Genomic DNA, 17,891 nt, shown 5'->3' on the forward strand with positions numbered 1-17,891 from the left:
GACTGGCAGCAAGGTGTTTCTTTAAAGATCCTGCTGCCTTGTTAGAGCCTTATTGATTCAATCAACCATCATCCGGTGTAGATTGCCTGGTGAATTCCAGCAATCAAGGGTTAAACCCGGAGATTAAAAGGGAGGTAGGCCCCTTGTTAGACGTTAATAATTTTGAGTATATGAAAATTGGTCTTGCTTCACCAGACAAGATTCGCTCTTGGTCACATGGAGAAGTGAAGAAGCCAGAAACAATCAACTATCGTACGTTAAAGCCAGAAAAAGACGGTTTATTCTGTGAGAGAATTTTTGGACCTCAAAAGGACTGGGAATGTCATTGCGGAAAATATAAACGTGTTCGTTATAAAGGCGTAGTCTGTGACCGTTGTGGCGTTGAAGTCACTCGTGCCAAGGTACGTCGTGAACGTATGGGCCATATTGAACTTGCTGCTCCAGTTTCACATATCTGGTATTTCAAAGGAATCCCAAGCCGTATGGGACTTGTTCTTGATATGTCTCCACGTGCTTTGGAAGAAGTTATTTACTTTGCGTCTTACGTCGTAACTGAAACGGGCGATACAACTTTAGAAAAGAAACAGCTTCTTTCTGAAAAGGAATATCGTACATACCGTGAAAAATACGGTAAGAAGTTCCAAGCCGCCATGGGTGCGGAAGCTATTAAAAAACTTCTACAAGATATAGATACGGAAAAGGAAGTAGAATCGTTGAAAGAGGAGCTTAAAACGGCTCAAGGACAACGCAGAACCCGTGCTATCAAACGCTTGGAAGTGCTAGAAGCATTCCGTAACTCCGGTAATGAACCTTCATGGATGATCCTGGATGTGCTTCCGGTCATTCCACCGGAACTTCGTCCAATGGTACAACTTGATGGTGGACGCTTCGCTACATCTGATTTAAATGATCTTTACCGTCGTGTCATTAACCGTAATAATCGTTTGAAACGTTTACTTGACCTTGGAGCACCAAGCATTATCGTTCAAAATGAAAAGCGTATGCTTCAAGAAGCTGTTGATGCTCTAATCGATAATGGCCGTCGTGGCCGTCCGGTAACAGGACCTGGTAACCGTCCATTAAAATCACTATCTCATATGTTAAAAGGTAAACAAGGCCGCTTCCGTCAAAACCTTCTTGGTAAACGTGTTGATTACTCTGGACGTTCGGTTATCGTAGTTGGACCGAACTTAAAGATGTACCAATGTGGTCTTCCGAAGGAAATGGCGATCGAATTATTCAAACCGTTCGTTATGAAGGAACTTGTTCAAAGAGGCCTGGCGCATAACATTAAATCCGCCAAGCGTAAAATCGAACGTTTATCTCCTGAAATTTGGGATGTCCTTGAAGAAGTGATCAGAGAGCATCCGGTATTATTGAATCGTGCACCGACACTTCATAGACTTGGTATCCAAGCATTTGAGCCAACCTTGGTCGAAGGTCGCGCAATTCGTTTGCATCCACTTGTATGTACAGCCTACAATGCTGACTTTGACGGTGACCAAATGGCGGTTCACGTTCCGCTTTCTTCCGAGGCTCAAGCTGAGGCTCGCATGCTTATGCTTGCAGCGCAGAACATCTTGAACCCTAAAGATGGTAAACCAGTCGTTACACCTTCTCAAGATATGGTATTAGGTAACTATTACTTAACATTGGAAAGAGAAGGCGCAATCGGTGAAGGCATGATCTTTAAAGACACTAGCGAAGCATTACTTGCATACCAAAACGGATATGTACACTTGCATTCCCGTTGTGCCGTACATGCATCGTCACTAAATAATGAAACATTCACTGAAGAGCAAAACGGCCAGTTGCTTATTACGACTGTCGGTAAATTGATTTTCAATGAAATCTTACCAAAATCATTCCCGTATATTAATGAACCGACACGATATAACCTGGAAACGAAAACTCCAGAAAAATATTTCGTGGAAAAAGGCGCTAATATCCCTGAATTGATCGAGGCTCAACCTGCTATTGATCCATTCAAGAAAAAAATTCTTGGAAATATCATTGCGGAAGTCTTTAAACGCTTTAAAATCACGGAAACTTCAAAAATGCTTGACAGAATGAAGGACCTTGGATTCAAATACTCGACAAAAGCTGGTATTACCGTTGGTGTGGCTGATATCGTAGTTTTAAAAGAAAAACAAGGAATCATTACTGAGGCTCAAACGAAAGTGGATAACGTCCTGAAGCAATTCAGACGTGGTCTGATTACCGAGGATGAGCGATATGATCGCGTCATTTCGATCTGGAGTGCTGCAAAGGATACCATTCAGTCTAAACTTATGGACTCATTGGATCGCCGCAACCCGATCTTCATGATGAGTGACTCCGGTGCCCGTGGTAACGCATCTAACTTCACGCAGCTTGCGGGTATGCGCGGATTGATGGCCAACCCGGCTGGACGGATCATTGAATTACCGATCAAATCAAGTTTCCGTGAAGGTTTAACAGTGTTGGAGTATTTCATCTCTACACATGGTGCGCGTAAAGGTCTTGCCGATACAGCACTTAAAACAGCCGATTCCGGTTACCTTACTCGTCGACTTGTTGACGTTGCCCAAGATGTCATCATCCGTGATGACGATTGTGGAACGGACCGCGGCTTGAAAATTTCAGCCTTGAGAGAAGGTACTGAAATAATCGAGCATCTTGAAGAACGCCTAGTCGGCCGTTATGCAAGAAAAGCGATCAAACATCCAGAAACAAATGAAGTAATTGTGGCTGAAAACGATCTTATTACCGAAGATCTTGCTCATTATATCGAATCGCTTGGTATTGATACAGCATGGATCCGTTCTGCCTTTACATGTAACACCAGCCATGGTGTATGTAAAAAATGTTATGGACGCAACTTGGCTACTGGTCAAGAAGTCGAAGTGGGCGAAGCTGTAGGTATCATCGCAGCTCAATCAATCGGAGAACCTGGTACCCAGTTAACGATGCGTACATTCCATACTGGTGGGGTTGCCGGTGATGATATCACACAAGGTCTTCCTCGTATCCAAGAGATATTTGAAGCAAGGAACCCTAAAGGGCAAGCTGTCATTTCCGAAATCGAAGGTACGGTCGTTTCAATTAACGAAATCCGGGATAAACAACAGGAAATCGTCGTTCAAGGAGCAGTGGAGTCACGCACATATACTGCCCCATACACAGCGCGCCTAAGAGTTACTGTTGATACTCCTGTCCGTCGCGGTGAAGAGTTGACTGAGGGATCCATCGACCCGAAAGAATTGCTGAAAGTTACCGATGTACTTACCGTTCAGGAATACCTGTTACACGAAGTGCAGAAAGTATACCGGATGCAGGGGGTTGAAATCGGTGATAAACATATCGAGGTAATGGTTAGACAAATGATGCGGAAAGTCCGTGTGCTTGATGCGGGTGAGACGGAAGTGCTTCCAGGAACATTATTGGATGTTAACCAGTTCACCACTGCAAACACAGGTGCATTATTGACTAACAAATTGCCAGCTACAGGACGCCCTGTATTACTGGGTATCACAAAAGCATCTCTAGAAACGGATTCCTTCTTGTCTGCAGCATCATTCCAAGAAACAACTAGGGTATTGACTGATGCAGCAATTAAAGGAAAACGTGATGAGTTGCTTGGTCTTAAAGAAAATGTCATCATCGGTAAACTTGTTCCAGCAGGTACAGGAATGCTTCGTTACAGAAAAGCAAACCCTGTCGTTGTTGGTGATGATAGCGCCGAGACAGTATCAGTGGACTAAGTAATAAAGGACCAGCTCAATGACGAAACTGAAAACGGTCCTCCTTTAATCAAAGGGAGGCAATGATCAGAATTATTGAGCTGGTCTCTCTTAATTACGAAGATGTCTGTAAGCCCAATCGGGATTCAGACTCTAATATTTCGCTAAAGCAATGTGCAAATCTTTATAGAAATATGTATGGAAAACCTTTTGCTTTTAATAATTTTTTTGAAAGAAGTTGACAGTATCCGACTTATAATGATACTATAGCAAAGGTGCTCCTATGTTACCCTGTAACTTTGGAGGATATGGACCATGTCTTATGAAAAAGTACTACAGGCAAAGTCAGTGATTATAGGAACGAAACAAGCAGTTAGAGCTCTTAAAAACAATTTAATTCAAGAAGTTATCATCGCTGTTGATGCAGATATATACTTGACTGGGCGTGTCATTGAGACCGCTAAAGAATTGGATGTTCCTATCACATATGTTGATTCGATGAGAATGCTTGGCAAAGCATGTGGTATTGATGTCGGAGCAGCAACTGTTGCCATTAAAAAGTAAAAATGTTTTTGCAATAATATTTGCAAAGACTTTGTTTTTACCCATTTATGAACCACCTGGATGTGTGGTACTAGAAATGAAAACGTGAAGGGAGGAAAAATGTAATGCCTACTATTAATCAATTAGTGCGTAAAGGACGCGAGTCTAAAGAGGTTAATTCAAAATCTCCAGCACTTAACAAAGGCTACAACAGCTTTAAAAAAGCACAAACTAACGTATCATCTCCGCAAAAACGTGGTGTTTGCACTCGTGTGGGTACTATGACACCGAAGAAACCGAACTCCGCGTTACGTAAATATGCGCGTGTACGTTTAACAAACGGTATCGAGGTAACAGCTTATATCCCAGGTATCGGTCACAACCTACAAGAACACAGCGTGGTTCTTATCCGTGGCGGTCGTGTAAAGGATTTACCGGGGGTACGTTACCATATCGTACGTGGTGCTCTTGATACTGCTGGAGTTAACAATCGTATGCAAGGCCGTTCTAAATACGGTACTAAGCGTCCGAAAGCAGCAAAAAAATAATCTTAAACAAAAATTAAACTTGCTTGAAAGGAGGAAATATAATGCCTCGTAAAGGACCTGTAACGAAAAGAGACGTATTACCAGATCCAATTTATAATTCAAAACTTGTGACTCGCTTAATCAACAAATTAATGGTTGATGGACAAAGAGGTAAATCACAAAAAATTCTTTACTCTGCATTTGATTTAATCAAAGAACGTACTGGCAACGAGCCAATCGAAGTTTTCGATCAAGCTCTTAAAAACATCATGCCTGTATTAGAAGTAAAAGCACGCCGTGTGGGTGGAGCTAACTACCAAGTACCAGTTGAGGTGCGCCCAGACCGTAAATCAACTCTAGGACTTCGTTGGTTAGTTAAATACTCTCGCCTTCGTGGAGAAAAAACGATGGAAGAGCGTTTAGCTTACGAAATCATGGATGCTGCAAACAATACTGGAGCAGCAGTTAAGAAACGTGAAGATACACACAAAATGGCTGAAGCTAATAAAGCATTCGCTCATTATCGCTGGTAAAATCTATTACTATAAAATCCTTATAAAAGGAAGGAGAAAGACAAATGGCAAGAGAGTTCTCCTTAGCAAATACTCGTAATATCGGTATCATGGCTCACATCGATGCTGGTAAAACGACAACAACAGAACGTGTTCTATATTACACTGGTAAAATCCATAAAATTGGTGAAACACACGAAGGTGCTTCACAAATGGACTGGATGGAACAGGAACAAGAACGCGGAATCACGATCACTTCCGCTGCAACAACTGCACAGTGGAAAGGGCACCGTGTAAACATCATCGATACGCCTGGACACGTAGACTTCACAGTTGAAGTTGAACGTTCATTGCGTGTTCTTGATGGAGCTGTAGCTGTACTTGATGCCCAATCAGGTGTTGAGCCTCAAACTGAAACAGTTTGGCGCCAAGCTACAACTTACGGTGTACCACGTGTCGTATTCGTAAACAAAATGGACAAAATCGGTGCGGATTTCCTTTATTCAGTAGGAACGATCCACGATCGTCTACAAGCTAATGCTCACCCGGTTCAGTTACCTATCGGTGCTGAAGATCAATTCTCAGCAATCATTGACCTTATCGAAATGAAAGCTCATTTCTATGCCAATGACCTAGGAACTGATATCACTGTTGGTGAAATTCCTGAAGAACATCGTGAATTGGCTGAAGAGTACCGTGAAAAGCTAATTGAAGCAGTAGCAGAAGTTAATGAAGACTTAATGGAAAAATACCTTGGCGGCGAAGAAATCAGCATTGCTGAATTGAAAGCAGCCATTCGTACAGCTACCGTTAATGTTGAATTCTTCCCAGTTATCTGTGGATCAGCTTTCAAAAACAAAGGTGTTCAATTAATGCTTGATAACGTTATTGACTTCCTTCCATCTCCATTAGACGTGCCGGCTATTAAGGGTACTCTACCAGATACTGAAGATGAAGTAGAACGCCATTCAGATGATTCTGAACCGTTCTCAGCTTTAGCGTTTAAAGTTATGACTGACCCTTACGTTGGTAAACTTACATTCTTCCGCGTGTACTCAGGTACATTGGAATCTGGATCATATGTAATCAACTCAACAAAAGGTAAACGTGAACGTATTGGACGTATCCTTCAAATGCACGCAAACAGCCGTGAAGAAATCTCTACTGTATTTGCAGGGGATATCGCTGCTGCTGTTGGATTGAAAGATACGACTACTGGTGATACTCTATGTGATGACAAGAACCAAGTAATTCTTGAATCCATGGTATTCCCAGAGCCAGTTATCTCACTTTCTGTTGAACCGAAATCAAAAGCAGACCAAGACAAAATGGGTCAAGCTTTACAAAAGCTACAAGATGAAGATCCTACATTCCGTGCGCATACTGACCAAGAAACTGGTCAAACGATTATCGCTGGTATGGGTGAGCTTCACTTGGACATCCTTGTTGACCGTATGCGTCGCGAATTCAAAGTGGAAGCAAACGTCGGTGCTCCTCAAGTAGCATACCGTGAAACTTTCCGTGGTTCAGCTAAAGTTGAAGGTAAATTCGTTCGTCAATCTGGTGGACGTGGACAATTCGGACACGTATGGATCGAATTTGGTCCAAACGAAGAAGGTAAAGGATTCGAATTTGAAAATGCTATCGTCGGTGGTGTAGTACCACGTGAATACATCCCTGCAGTTCAAGCTGGATTAGTTGATTCACTTGACCGTGGTGTACTTGCTGGATACCCGCTAGTCGACATTAAAGCAAAATTATTCGACGGATCTTACCATGACGTTGACTCCAATGAAATGGCATTTAAAATTGCTGCATCAATGGCCCTTAAAAATGCTGCTTCAAAATGTAAACCGGTTATCCTTGAACCAATCATGAAAGTGGAAGTTGTAATTCCTGAAGATTATCTAGGCGACATCATGGGAGATATCACATCTCGTCGTGGTCGTGTAGAAGGTATGGAAGCTCGCGGTAACACGCAAATGGTTAAATCCATGGTTCCGTTATCTGAAATGTTCGGATATGCAACATCTCTACGTTCTAACACGCAAGGACGCGGAACATTCTCTATGCACTTCGATCATTATGAAGAAGTACCTAAGAGCATTTCTGAAGAAATCATCAAAAAAAATAAAGGTGAATAATTGATTTTCATCTCTTATTAAAGTATAACTATCTTATGTAAGCTGTGATGGAAGAATAAGTCTTCTTTCACAGCCCTTATATACTTAATCTTTTATTTAAAACACTAAGGAGGAATTCCTAATGGGAAAAGCTAAATTTGATCGTTCAAAACCGCACGTTAACGTTGGAACAATTGGTCACGTTGACCATGGTAAAACAACTCTAACAGCTGCAATCACAACTGTACTTGCTAAAACTGGTGGCGCAGAAGCTCGCGCTTATGACCAAATCGATGGTGCTCCAGAAGAAAGAGAACGTGGTATCACAATCTCTACTGCTCACGTTGAGTACGAAACAGCTACTCGTCACTATGCACACGTTGACTGCCCAGGACACGCTGACTATGTTAAAAACATGATCACTGGTGCTGCACAAATGGACGGCGGAATCCTAGTAGTATCTGCTGCTGATGGCCCAATGCCACAAACTCGTGAGCACATCCTTCTTTCTCGTCAAGTAGGTGTACCATTCCTAGTAGTATTCATGAACAAATGCGACATGGTTGATGACGAAGAACTTCTTGAACTAGTAGAAATGGAAATCCGTGATCTTCTATCTGAATACGAATTCCCTGGCGATGATATTCCAGTTATCAAAGGTTCTGCCCTAAAAGCTCTTCAAGGAGATGCTGCTTGGGAAGAAAAAATTCATGAATTAATGACAGCTGTTGACGAGTATATCCCAGAACCAACTCGTGACACTGACAAACCATTCATGATGCCAGTTGAGGATGTATTCTCTATCACTGGTCGTGGTACGGTTGCTACAGGACGTGTTGAGCGTGGACAAGTTAAAGTCGGTGACGTTGTTGACATCATCGGTTTCAACGAAGAGTCTAAACCAACAACTGTAACAGGTGTTGAAATGTTCCGTAAGCTTCTTGATTATGCTGAAGCTGGTGACAACATCGGTGCACTACTTCGTGGTGTATCTCGTGAAGATATCCAACGTGGACAAGTACTTGCTAAACCAGGTACAATCACACCGCACACAAGCTTCAAAGCTGAAGTTTATGTTCTTTCTAAAGAAGAGGGTGGACGTCACACTCCATTCTTCACAAACTACCGTCCTCAGTTCTACTTCCGTACAACTGACGTAACTGGTATTTGTAACCTTCCTGAAGGCGTAGAAATGGTTATGCCTGGAGACAACATCGAAATGACTGTAGAACTTATCGCTCCAATCGCTATCGAAGAAGGTACTAAATTCTCTATCCGTGAGGGTGGACGTACTGTAGGCGCTGGTGTCGTTGCTACAATCACTGAGTAATTGATAAGATAATGAATAATGGAAGGGACGCCTTCCGAGAAAAGCAGATGGGACGCCATCTGCTTTTTTTTGTTCTTACGAGGTAACTTCCTTCTATATTATGATTAATCATTCTTTAAAAAGATGAGTATAGATCCAACAAGAATCATTTGAAGAAAATGGATATGAAAGACCTCTTAGAATGTACTTGTAAATACTTGTGATAGTATGTATAATAATAAAAGTGTGTTGCACAAGAAAAATCTAAGTTTGACTTGCATTCTACTTGTGCTTTATGTATAATAGACAATGTTGGTCTTTGACTGCGATGATTTGGAAGGTTGCTGACACACCCGGCCGCTTTGCCATGGCGAGTGTGTGGGAAATTTCCAATGAGAAGGTCTATTTTAAAATAGGCGAAAAGGAGGGAAAATTATGGCAAAACAAAAGATTCGTATCCGTTTAAAAGCATATGATCACAGAATCCTTGATCAATCTGCTGAGAAAATTGTTGAAACTGCAAAACGTTCTGGTGCGGCTGTATCTGGTCCAATTCCATTACCTACTGAAAGATCGGTATATACGATCCTACGTGCGGTTCATAAATACAAAGATTCTCGTGAACAATTCGAAATGCGTACGCATAAACGTCTAATCGACATCGTTAACCCAACTCCACAAACAGTTGATTCATTGATGCGTTTAGATTTACCATCAGGCGTTGACATCGAAATCAAATTATAATTCATATAAATATGAACAATTACTCTAGGAGGTGTGACTTATGACCAAAGGAATCTTAGGAAGAAAAATCGGTATGACTCAAGTTTTTGCTGAAAACGGAGAACTTATCCCGGTTACAGTTATCGAAGCTGCTAATAACGTGGTTCTTCAAAAAAAAACTGTTGAAACTGATGGCTATGAAGCAGTTCAAGTTGGATTTGAAAACAAACGTGAAAAGCTTTCTAACAAACCTGAAAAGGGACATGTTGAAAAAGCAAATACTACTCCTAAGCGCTTCATTCGCGAATTCCGCGGAACGGATCTTACTGAATATGAGATCGGTCAAGAAGTCAATGTTAGTATTTTCGCTGAAGGCGATATAGTAGATGTATCAGGAATTTCTAAAGGGAAAGGTTTCCAAGGCTCTATCAAGCGTCATGGACAATCTCGTGGACCAATGTCCCACGGTTCCCGTTACCACCGTCGCCCAGGTTCGATGGGTCCTGTAGCTCCAAACCGCGTATTCAAAGGTAAACTTTTACCAGGACGTATGGGCGGAGAACAAATTACTGTTCAAAACTTAGCTATCGTTAAGGTTGATGTTGAACGTAACCTACTTTTGATCAAAGGTAATGTACCAGGCGCTAGAAAAGCGTTGATCAAAGTTAAAACTGCTGTTAAAGCAAAGTAATTTCTGAGAAAGGAGGAGCAATAGAATGCCAAAAGTTACATTGTTCAACCAAACAGGTTCACAAGTTGGCGACATCGAGCTGAATGAAACCATCTTTGGTATCGAACCTAATAATCATGTATTATTTGAAGCAATCATCATGCAACGAGCTTCCTTACGTCAAGGAACTCACAAAGTTAAAAACCGTTCTGAAGTTGCAGGCGGTGGACGCAAACCTTGGAAACAAAAAGGAACTGGACGCGCGCGTCAAGGTTCTATCCGTTCTCCACAATGGCGTGGCGGTGGCGTTGTTTTTGGACCAACTCCAAGATCTTACGCTTACAAGTTACCTAAAAAGGTTCGTCGTTTAGCTATTAAATCTGCATTGTCTGCAAAGGCATTGGAAGAGAACATTTTGGTACTTGAAAGCTTGTCTTTCGAAGCTCCAAAAACAAAAGAATTTGTAGCAGTACTTAAAAACCTTTCTGTTGATACTAAAACGTTGATCGTTACTGACGGTTTAGATGAGAAAGTTGCTCTTTCTGCACGTAACATCCCTGGTGTTACTGTAGTGGAAGCTGTTGGTCTTAATGTTCTTGATGTTGTATCACACAACAAATTGATCTTGACTAAATCAGCTGTCGAAAAAGTAGAGGAGGTGCTTGCATAATGGATGCACGCGATATCATTAAGCGCCCCGTAATCACTGAACGCTCTTCAGACGTAATGGCTGAAAAAAAATATACATTTGAAGTTGATGTTAGAGCTAACAAAACTCAAGTTAAAGATGCTGTTCAAGAAATATTCGGCGTTAAAGTTGAGAAAGTTAACATCATGAACTACAAAGGTAAATTTAAACGTATGGGCAAACACGCAGGCTATACTAACAAGCGCCGTAAAGCTATTGTTAAATTAACTGCTGACAGCAAAGAAATCGAGCTATTCGAGGCTTAATTCATTAGAGAAGGAGGGAAATACAAATGGCGATTAAGAAGTATAAACCTACCTCTAACGGTCGACGTAATATGACAACTTCCGATTTTGCTGAGATTACTACAGACAAACCGGAAAAATCATTACTTGCTCCTTTACACAGCAAAGGCGGCCGTAATAACCAAGGTAAGTTAACAGTTCGTCATCAAGGTGGCGGCCATAAGCGTCAATACCGTATCATCGATTTCAAACGGAATAAAGATGGTATACCAGGACGCGTTGCTACTATTGAGTACGATCCAAATCGTTCTGCAAACATTGCATTAATTAATTACGTTGATGGAGAAAAACGTTATATCCTAGCTCCAAAAAACCTAGAAGTAGGTTTGGAAATCATGTCAGGTCCAGAAGCTGACATTAAAGTGGGTAACGCTCTTCCTCTTATTAACATCCCAGTTGGTACAGTAATTCATAACATCGAACTTAAACCAGGTAAGGGTGGACAATTAGTCCGTTCAGCAGGTACTTCTGCTCAAGTACTTGGTAAAGAAGGTCGTTATGTACTTGTACGTTTAAACTCAGGTGAGGTTCGTATGATTCTTGCTACTTGCCGTGCTTCTATCGGTCAAGTTGGTAACGAACAACATGAACTTATCAACATTGGTAAAGCTGGACGTAACCGTTGGTTAGGTAAACGCCCAACAGTTCGTGGATCAGTAATGAACCCGAATGATCACCCACACGGTGGTGGTGAAGGTAAAGCTCCAATCGGACGTAAATCACCAATGTCTCCATGGGGTAAACCAACTCTTGGATTCAAAACACGTAAGAAGAAAAACAAATCCGATAAATTTATCGTACGTCGTCGTAAAAAATAACGGGATTGACCTACGGTTCATATATCGAACCGTAGAACAGTCACGAAGGGAGGTACTCGCATGGGTCGTAGCTTAAAAAAAGGGCCTTTTGTTGATGATCATTTATTGGTAAAAGTTGAAAAGTTAAATGAAGCTGACAAGAAGCAGGTAGTTAAAACTTGGTCTCGTCGCTCAACAATCTTCCCGCAATTCATCGGACATACAATCGCTGTTTATGACGGTCGTAAGCATGTGCCGGTTTATGTAACAGAAGATATGGTAGGACACAAACTAGGCGAATTCGCGCCTACACGCACTTATAAAGGTCACGCAAGTGATGACAAGAAAACAAGACGTTAATGAGAGGAGGGCATCTCATGCAAGCTAAAGCTGTCGCTAAAACAGTTCGTATTGCTCCTCGTAAAGTGCGTTTAGTCGCAGATTTAATTCGAGGAAAACAAGTAGGTGAAGCAGTAGCGATTCTTCGCTTAACACCAAAATCTGCTTCTCCAGTCGTAGAAAAAATTCTGAAATCTGCTATCGCAAATGCAGAACATAACTACGAAATGGATATTAATAACCTAGTCGTTTCAGAGGCATACGTTAACGAAGGACCAACATTAAAACGTTTCCGTCCTCGCGCTCAAGGTCGTGCGAGTGCTATAAACAAACGTACTAGTCATATTACAATCGTTGTATCAGAAAAGAAGGAGGGGTAATCTGTGGGTCAAAAGGTAAATCCAATCGGTATGCGTATCGGGATAATCCGTGACTGGGAATCCAAATGGTACGCTGATAAAGACTACGCAGTTCTTTTGCATGAAGACATCAAAGTTCGTGAGTACATCGCGAAACGTCTAAATGATGCTTCAGTTTCAAAAGTTGAAATCGAACGTGCAGCTAACCGTATCAATGTATCTGTCCACACTGCTAAACCAGGAATGGTTATCGGTAAAGGCGGTACTGAGGTCGAAGCACTTCGTAAAGCTTTAAACCAGCTTACTGGCAAAAGAGTTCATATCAACATCATTGAAATTAAAAGAGCAGATCTTGACGCAAAATTGGTTGCTGAAAACATCGCTCGTCAACTAGAAAACCGTGTTTCATTCCGTCGTGCTCAGAAGCAAGCTATCCAACGCACAATGCGTTCAGGCGCAAAAGGAATCAAAACTCAAGTTTCTGGTCGTCTTGGCGGTGCTGATATCGCTCGTGCTGAACATTACAGCGAAGGAACAGTTCCACTTCACACACTTCGTGCTGACATAGACTATGCTCATGCTGAAGCAGATACTACTTACGGTAAGCTAGGCGTGAAAGTTTGGATCTACCGTGGAGAAGTTCTTCCTACTAAGAAGAAATCTGAGGAAGGAGGAAAATAATATGTTATTGCCAAAACGCGTAAAATACCGTCGTGAACACCGTGGTAAGATGAGAGGGATGGCTAAGGGCGGCACTGAAGTTCATTTCGGAGAATTTGGACTTCAAGCTCAAGAAGCTTCCTGGATCACTAACCGTCAAATCGAAGCTGCTCGTATCGCGATGACTCGTTATATGAAACGTGGAGGTAAAGTTTGGATCAAGATCTTCCCAAGCAAGCCTTACACAGCTAAGCCGCTTGAAGTACGGATGGGTTCCGGTAAAGGTGCTCCTGAAGGTTGGGTAGCAGTAGTTAAACCGGGCAAAGTATTGTTTGAAATCTCTGGTGTATCTGAAGAGGTGGCAAGAGAAGCATTGCGCCTTGCAGCACACAAACTTCCAATCAAATGTAAGTTTGTAAAAAGAGAGGAAATTGGTGGTGAAACAAATGAAAGCTAATGAAATCAAAGATCTAACCACTGCTGAAATTGAACAAAAACTAAAATCTCTTAAAGAAGAACTATTTAATCTTCGTTTCCAGTTAGCTACTGGACAACTTGAAAATACAGCTCGCATCCGTGAAGTTCGCAAATCGATTGCTCGTATGAAAACAGTTGTTCGTCAAAGAGAGATCGGTGTCACTAATCGATAATGAATGGAGGTTTGCAGAATGAGCGAACGCAACCAACGCAAAATCTACACTGGCCGCGTAGTATCCGACAAAATGGATAAAACCGTAACAGTTGTTGTAGAGACCTATAAAAAGCATTCTTTATACGGTAAACGCGTGAAATACTCTAAAAAGTTAAAAGCTCATGACGAGCTAAACGAAGCTAAAGCAGGCGACGTAGTACGTATCATGGAAACTCGTCCACTTTCAGCTACAAAACGCTTCCGTCTTGTAGAAGTAGTAGAAAAAGCAGTAATCATTTAATCTAGTTCGGATTAAGCTAATTCCGAAGGGAGGTACCGTACATGATTCAACAAGAATCTCGTTTAAAAGTCGCTGACAATTCAGGTGCTCGTGAAGTGCTAACAATTAAAGTCCTAGGTGGATCTGGTCGTAAAACTGCAAACATCGGTGATATCATCGTTTGTACAGTTAAACAGGCAACACCAGGAGGCGTTGTTAAAAAAGGTGAAGTCGTTAAGGCTGTTGTTGTCCGTACAAAACGTGGTATGCGTCGTCCTGACGGTTCTTACATTCGTTTTGATGAAAACGCATGTGTAATTATCCGTGACGATAAGAGCCCACGTGGAACACGTATTTTTGGACCTGTTGCTCGTGAATTACGTGACAATAGCTTCATGAAAATCGTTTCTCTAGCTCCAGAAGTTCTATAATTTGTAAATTTTGTATAAAGCCTTTCAAGGAGGTGCCAAGCTAATGCATGTTAAAAAAGGTGACAAAGTCGTAGTCATCTCTGGTAAGGACAAAGGCAAACAAGGAACAATTCTTGCAGCATATCCGAAACAAAATCGTGTGCTTGTTGAAGGAATTAACATCGTGAAAAAGCATTCCAAGCCATCTCAACTTAATCCACAAGGTGGAATTATCAGCAGAGAAGCTGCTATTCACGTATCCAATGTAATGCCACTTGATCCTAAATCAGGTAAACCGACTCGTGTTGGATATAAGATTGAAAATGGTAAAAAAGTACGCGTAGCTAAAATATCAGGTGAAACTTTAGATAAATAAGTCATAAATGAAGGGAGGTACACTAAGCAATGAGCCGCCTTAAAGAAAAATTCAAAAGTGAAATTACACCATCATTGATGGGTAAATTCAACTATCAATCAGTAATGCAAGTACCAAACATTGAGAAGATCGTTATTAACATGGGTGTGGGTGACGCAGTATCTAACTCTAAAGCTTTAGATACAGCTGTTGAAGAACTTACATTGATCACTGGTCAAAAACCTGTTGTAACAAAAGCAAAAAAATCAATCGCAGGCTTCCGTTTGCGTGAAGGTATGCCTATCGGAGCGAAAGTTACATTACGTGGAGAGCGTATGTATCAATTCCTTGATAAGCTAGTATCAGTATCTTTACCGCGTGTACGTGATTTCCGTGGCGTTTCAAAGAAATCCTTTGACGGACGTGGGAACTATACATTAGGTGTTAAAGAACAACTTATCTTCCCTGAGATTGATTACGATAAAGTGAGCAAAGTTCGTGGTATGGATATCGTTATCGTAACGACTGCCAACACTGACGAAGAAGCTCGTGAACTACTTACTCAAGTTGGAATGCCGTTCCAAAAGTAAAGTAATCTCTAAATAAAGGGAGGCGAAATCGTGGCTAAAAAGTCTATGATCGTAAAGCAAAAACGCGAACAGAAGTTTAAAGTACAAGAATATACACGTTGCGAACGTTGCGGACGTCCACATTCAGTATTACGTAAATTTAAACTATGTCGTATTTGTTTCCGCGAACTTGCATATAAAGGACAAATTCCTGGCGTTAAAAAAGCTAGCTGGTAAAACCCGAGTTTGGGAAGGAGGTAAAATATAATGGTCATGACAGATCCTATTGCAGATATGCTTACTCGCATCCGTAATGCGAATATGGTTCGTCACGAAAAACTAGAAGTTCCTGCTTCAAAGATCAAAAAGGAAATTGCTGAGATCTTAAAGCGTGAAGGCTTCGTACGTGACTTTGAATTAATCGAAGACAACAAACAAGGTATCATCCGTATCTTCTTAAAATACGGTGCAAGCAACGAACGTGTTATCACTGGTCTAAAACGTATAAGCAAACCTGGTTTGCGTGTATATGCAAAAACTGGAGAGGTACCACGCGTTCTAAACGGTTTAGGTATCGCAATTGTTTCTACTTCTCACGGAGTTTTAACAGACAAGGAAGCTCGCTCTAAACAAGTTGGCGGAGAAGTTTTAGCATACGTTTGGTAATACATTTTCACAAGAATGGAGGTGCACAATATGTCTCGTATAGGTAAAAAACCTATTGAAATCCCTGCAGGCGTAACAGTTACTATTAACGGAAGTGATGTAACTGTTAAAGGACCTAAAGGTGAATTAACTAGATCATTCAGTCCTGACCTTACAATCGCTGTTGAAGAGAACGTGTTAACCGTAACACGTCCGTCTGACGAGAAGACTCACCGTTCTTTACACGGTACTACTCGCGCACTTATCTCTAACATGGTTGAAGGTGTATCTACAGGTTTCGTAAAATCACTTGAACTTATCGGGGTCGGGTACCGTGCACAAAAGCAAGGTAACAAACTCATCCTTAACGTTGGATATTCCCACCCTGTAGAAATAGAACCAGAAGCTGGCGTTGAAGTCGAAGTTCCTTCTAATACAAAAGTAATCATCAAAGGCGCAAACAAAGAACGCGTAGGAGCTCTTGCAGCTAATATTCGTGATGTTCGCCCACCTGAGCCGTATAAAGGTAAAGGGATCCGTTACGAAGGCGAATTCGTTCGTCGTAAAGAAGGTAAAACTGGTAAGTAATGCCGCATAAGTAAACGAAAGGAGTGACGTAAATGATTACGAAGCTTGATAAAAATGCTACTCGTCAGAAAAGACATGCGCGTGTACGTGCTAAGCTTTCTGGAACAGAAGCTCGTCCTCGTTTAAATGTGTTTCGTTCAAACAAACACATTTACGCACAATTAATTGACGATGCAAAAGGCGTAACATTGGCAAGTGCTTCAACTCTTGACAAAGAGATCGGTATCGAAGCTAAAAGCAATGCTGAAGCAGCTCAAAAAGTTGGCGAACTTATTGCGAAACGTGCTGTTGAAAAAGGTTTCAAAGCTGTGGTATTTGACCGCGGTGGTTACCTCTTCCATGGTCGTGTTAAAGCATTGGCTGACGCTGCTCGTGAAAACGGCTTAGAATTTTAATGGATAAGGAGGGACATAACAGATGCGTAGCATTGATCCTAATAAATTAGAACTTGAAGAACGCGTAGTTACAGTAAATCGTGTAGCTAAAGTTGTTAAAGGCGGACGTCGTTTCCGTTTCACTGCACTAGTTGTTGTTGGTGATAAAAATGGTCATGTTGGATTTGGTACTGGTAAAGCTCAAGAAGTTCCGGATGCAATCCGTAAAGCTATTGAGGATGCTAAGAAAAATCTAATTACTGTACCAATGGTTGGAACTACAATTCCTCACCTTGTGAACGGTCGCTATGGCGCAGGTCACATTCTATTGAAACCAGCTTCTGAAGGTACAGGAGTAATTGCTGGTGGTCCTGTTCGTGCGGTACTTGAGTTAGGCGGAGTTAGCGATATCTTGTCTAAATCATTAGGTACTAATACACCTATTAATATGGTTCGCGCAACAATCGAAGGATTGAAGCAATTGAAACGTGCTGAAGACGTAGCTAAGTTACGTGGTAAATCAGTACAAGAACTGTTAGGATAAGGAGGGAAATCGAATTATGGCTAATAAATTAGAAATTACCCTCACTCGCAGCTTGATTGGTCGTCCTGAAGATCAACGTGTTACAGTTAACACTTTGGGTTTACGCAAAATGCATCAAACGGTTATTCATGAAGATAACCCTGCGATTCGCGGTATGATTACCAAAGTTGCTCATCTTGTTACTGTAAAAGAACAATAAAATAATTTTTATCTTAACA

General features: G+C 41.4%; 26 protein-coding genes. All 26 read left to right on the plus strand.

All coding sequences use genetic code 11. The features are described from left to right. Positions 1-143: 143 nt before the first annotated feature. Positions 144-3,743, plus strand: coding sequence for a DNA-directed RNA polymerase subunit beta' (gene rpoC / locus ASU00_RS19850; protein ID WP_057915210.1), 3,600 nt, complete (start codon positions 144-146; stop codon positions 3,741-3,743). Positions 3,744-4,037: 294 nt separating this feature from the next. Beyond that, positions 4,038-4,286: a 50S ribosomal protein L7ae-like protein gene (locus tag ASU00_RS19855; RefSeq protein ID WP_057915211.1), complete on the plus strand. Its 249-nt coding sequence runs from the start codon at positions 4,038-4,040 to the stop codon at positions 4,284-4,286. A gap of 104 nt (positions 4,287-4,390) precedes the next feature. Then, positions 4,391-4,813 (plus strand): 30S ribosomal protein S12, encoded by a 423-nt coding sequence (gene rpsL / locus ASU00_RS19860; RefSeq protein WP_034305038.1) that lies wholly within the window; start codon positions 4,391-4,393, stop codon positions 4,811-4,813. Between the two features lie 41 nt (positions 4,814-4,854). Next, positions 4,855-5,325 carry a 30S ribosomal protein S7 gene (gene rpsG / locus ASU00_RS19865; protein WP_057915212.1) on the plus strand — a complete coding sequence of 157 codons (471 nt, stop codon included), beginning with the start codon at positions 4,855-4,857 and terminating at the stop codon, positions 5,323-5,325. A 44-nt stretch (positions 5,326-5,369) separates the two neighbouring features. Next, a complete protein-coding gene (fusA, locus tag ASU00_RS19870; protein WP_057915213.1) occupies positions 5,370-7,448 on the plus strand; it encodes an elongation factor G in 2,079 nt (692 codons plus the stop codon). Positions 7,449-7,569: 121 nt separating this feature from the next. Continuing rightward, positions 7,570-8,757: an elongation factor Tu gene (gene tuf / locus ASU00_RS19875; RefSeq protein ID WP_057915214.1), complete on the plus strand. Its 1,188-nt coding sequence runs from the start codon at positions 7,570-7,572 to the stop codon at positions 8,755-8,757. 414 nt (positions 8,758-9,171) lie between these two features. Further along, on the plus strand, positions 9,172-9,480 hold the full coding sequence (gene rpsJ / locus ASU00_RS19880; RefSeq protein ID WP_019244375.1) for a 30S ribosomal protein S10: 309 nt from the start codon (positions 9,172-9,174) through the stop codon (positions 9,478-9,480). Positions 9,481-9,520: 40 nt separating this feature from the next. After that, positions 9,521-10,150 (plus strand): 50S ribosomal protein L3, encoded by a 630-nt coding sequence (rplC, locus tag ASU00_RS19885; RefSeq protein ID WP_057915215.1) that lies wholly within the window; start codon positions 9,521-9,523, stop codon positions 10,148-10,150. A gap of 25 nt (positions 10,151-10,175) precedes the next feature. Then, a complete protein-coding gene (gene rplD, locus ASU00_RS19890) occupies positions 10,176-10,799 on the plus strand; it encodes a 50S ribosomal protein L4 (RefSeq protein ID WP_057915216.1) in 624 nt (207 codons plus the stop codon). After that, positions 10,799-11,083 (plus strand): 50S ribosomal protein L23, encoded by a 285-nt coding sequence (gene rplW / locus ASU00_RS19895; RefSeq protein ID WP_057915217.1) that lies wholly within the window; start codon positions 10,799-10,801, stop codon positions 11,081-11,083. Before rplD ends, rplW begins: the two co-directional genes overlap by 1 nt. Positions 11,084-11,109: 26 nt before the next feature. After that, positions 11,110-11,940, plus strand: coding sequence for a 50S ribosomal protein L2 (gene rplB / locus ASU00_RS19900; RefSeq protein ID WP_057915218.1), 831 nt, complete (start codon positions 11,110-11,112; stop codon positions 11,938-11,940). A gap of 60 nt (positions 11,941-12,000) precedes the next feature. Beyond that, on the plus strand, positions 12,001-12,279 hold the full coding sequence (gene rpsS / locus ASU00_RS19905) for a 30S ribosomal protein S19 (protein ID WP_034305018.1): 279 nt from the start codon (positions 12,001-12,003) through the stop codon (positions 12,277-12,279). Between the two features lie 17 nt (positions 12,280-12,296). After that, on the plus strand, positions 12,297-12,638 hold the full coding sequence (gene rplV / locus ASU00_RS19910) for a 50S ribosomal protein L22 (protein ID WP_034305017.1): 342 nt from the start codon (positions 12,297-12,299) through the stop codon (positions 12,636-12,638). Positions 12,639-12,641: 3 nt separating this feature from the next. Further along, positions 12,642-13,298 (plus strand): 30S ribosomal protein S3, encoded by a 657-nt coding sequence (gene rpsC / locus ASU00_RS19915; protein ID WP_034305014.1) that lies wholly within the window; start codon positions 12,642-12,644, stop codon positions 13,296-13,298. Position 13,299: 1 nt separating this feature from the next. Further along, entirely contained in the window at positions 13,300-13,734 is a 435-nt protein-coding gene (gene rplP / locus ASU00_RS19920; protein ID WP_053349061.1) for a 50S ribosomal protein L16, read from the plus strand. Further along, complete coding sequence (rpmC, locus tag ASU00_RS19925) at positions 13,724-13,927, plus strand: 50S ribosomal protein L29 (protein ID WP_034305010.1); 204 nt, start codon at positions 13,724-13,726, stop codon at positions 13,925-13,927. Before rplP ends, rpmC begins: the two co-directional genes overlap by 11 nt. An 18-nt stretch (positions 13,928-13,945) precedes the next feature. After that, a complete protein-coding gene (rpsQ, locus tag ASU00_RS19930) occupies positions 13,946-14,209 on the plus strand; it encodes a 30S ribosomal protein S17 (protein ID WP_034305007.1) in 264 nt (87 codons plus the stop codon). 41 nt (positions 14,210-14,250) lie between these two features. Then, positions 14,251-14,619 carry a 50S ribosomal protein L14 gene (gene rplN / locus ASU00_RS19935; RefSeq protein WP_034305005.1) on the plus strand — a complete coding sequence of 123 codons (369 nt, stop codon included), beginning with the start codon at positions 14,251-14,253 and terminating at the stop codon, positions 14,617-14,619. 43 nt (positions 14,620-14,662) lie between these two features. Beyond that, positions 14,663-14,974: a 50S ribosomal protein L24 gene (rplX, locus tag ASU00_RS19940; RefSeq protein ID WP_057915219.1), complete on the plus strand. Its 312-nt coding sequence runs from the start codon at positions 14,663-14,665 to the stop codon at positions 14,972-14,974. A gap of 29 nt (positions 14,975-15,003) precedes the next feature. Continuing rightward, entirely contained in the window at positions 15,004-15,543 is a 540-nt protein-coding gene (gene rplE / locus ASU00_RS19945) for a 50S ribosomal protein L5 (protein ID WP_053349058.1), read from the plus strand. 30 nt (positions 15,544-15,573) lie between these two features. After that, on the plus strand, positions 15,574-15,759 hold the full coding sequence (locus ASU00_RS19950) for a type Z 30S ribosomal protein S14 (RefSeq protein ID WP_034304998.1): 186 nt from the start codon (positions 15,574-15,576) through the stop codon (positions 15,757-15,759). A 30-nt stretch (positions 15,760-15,789) separates the two neighbouring features. Beyond that, positions 15,790-16,188: a 30S ribosomal protein S8 gene (rpsH, locus tag ASU00_RS19955; protein ID WP_057915220.1), complete on the plus strand. Its 399-nt coding sequence runs from the start codon at positions 15,790-15,792 to the stop codon at positions 16,186-16,188. A gap of 30 nt (positions 16,189-16,218) precedes the next feature. After that, entirely contained in the window at positions 16,219-16,755 is a 537-nt protein-coding gene (gene rplF, locus ASU00_RS19960) for a 50S ribosomal protein L6 (RefSeq protein WP_057915221.1), read from the plus strand. Positions 16,756-16,787: 32 nt separating this feature from the next. Beyond that, on the plus strand, positions 16,788-17,150 hold the full coding sequence (rplR, locus tag ASU00_RS19965; protein ID WP_057915222.1) for a 50S ribosomal protein L18: 363 nt from the start codon (positions 16,788-16,790) through the stop codon (positions 17,148-17,150). 22 nt (positions 17,151-17,172) lie between these two features. Next, positions 17,173-17,673, plus strand: coding sequence for a 30S ribosomal protein S5 (rpsE, locus tag ASU00_RS19970; RefSeq protein ID WP_034304987.1), 501 nt, complete (start codon positions 17,173-17,175; stop codon positions 17,671-17,673). Between the two features lie 16 nt (positions 17,674-17,689). Beyond that, positions 17,690-17,872: a 50S ribosomal protein L30 gene (gene rpmD, locus ASU00_RS19975; RefSeq protein WP_057915223.1), complete on the plus strand. Its 183-nt coding sequence runs from the start codon at positions 17,690-17,692 to the stop codon at positions 17,870-17,872. The last annotated feature ends 19 nt before the right edge of the window (positions 17,873-17,891 follow it).

The sequence above is a fragment of the Peribacillus muralis genome (assembly GCF_001439925.1).
Taxonomy (GTDB): Bacteria; Bacillota; Bacilli; order Bacillales; family DSM-1321; genus Peribacillus; species Peribacillus muralis.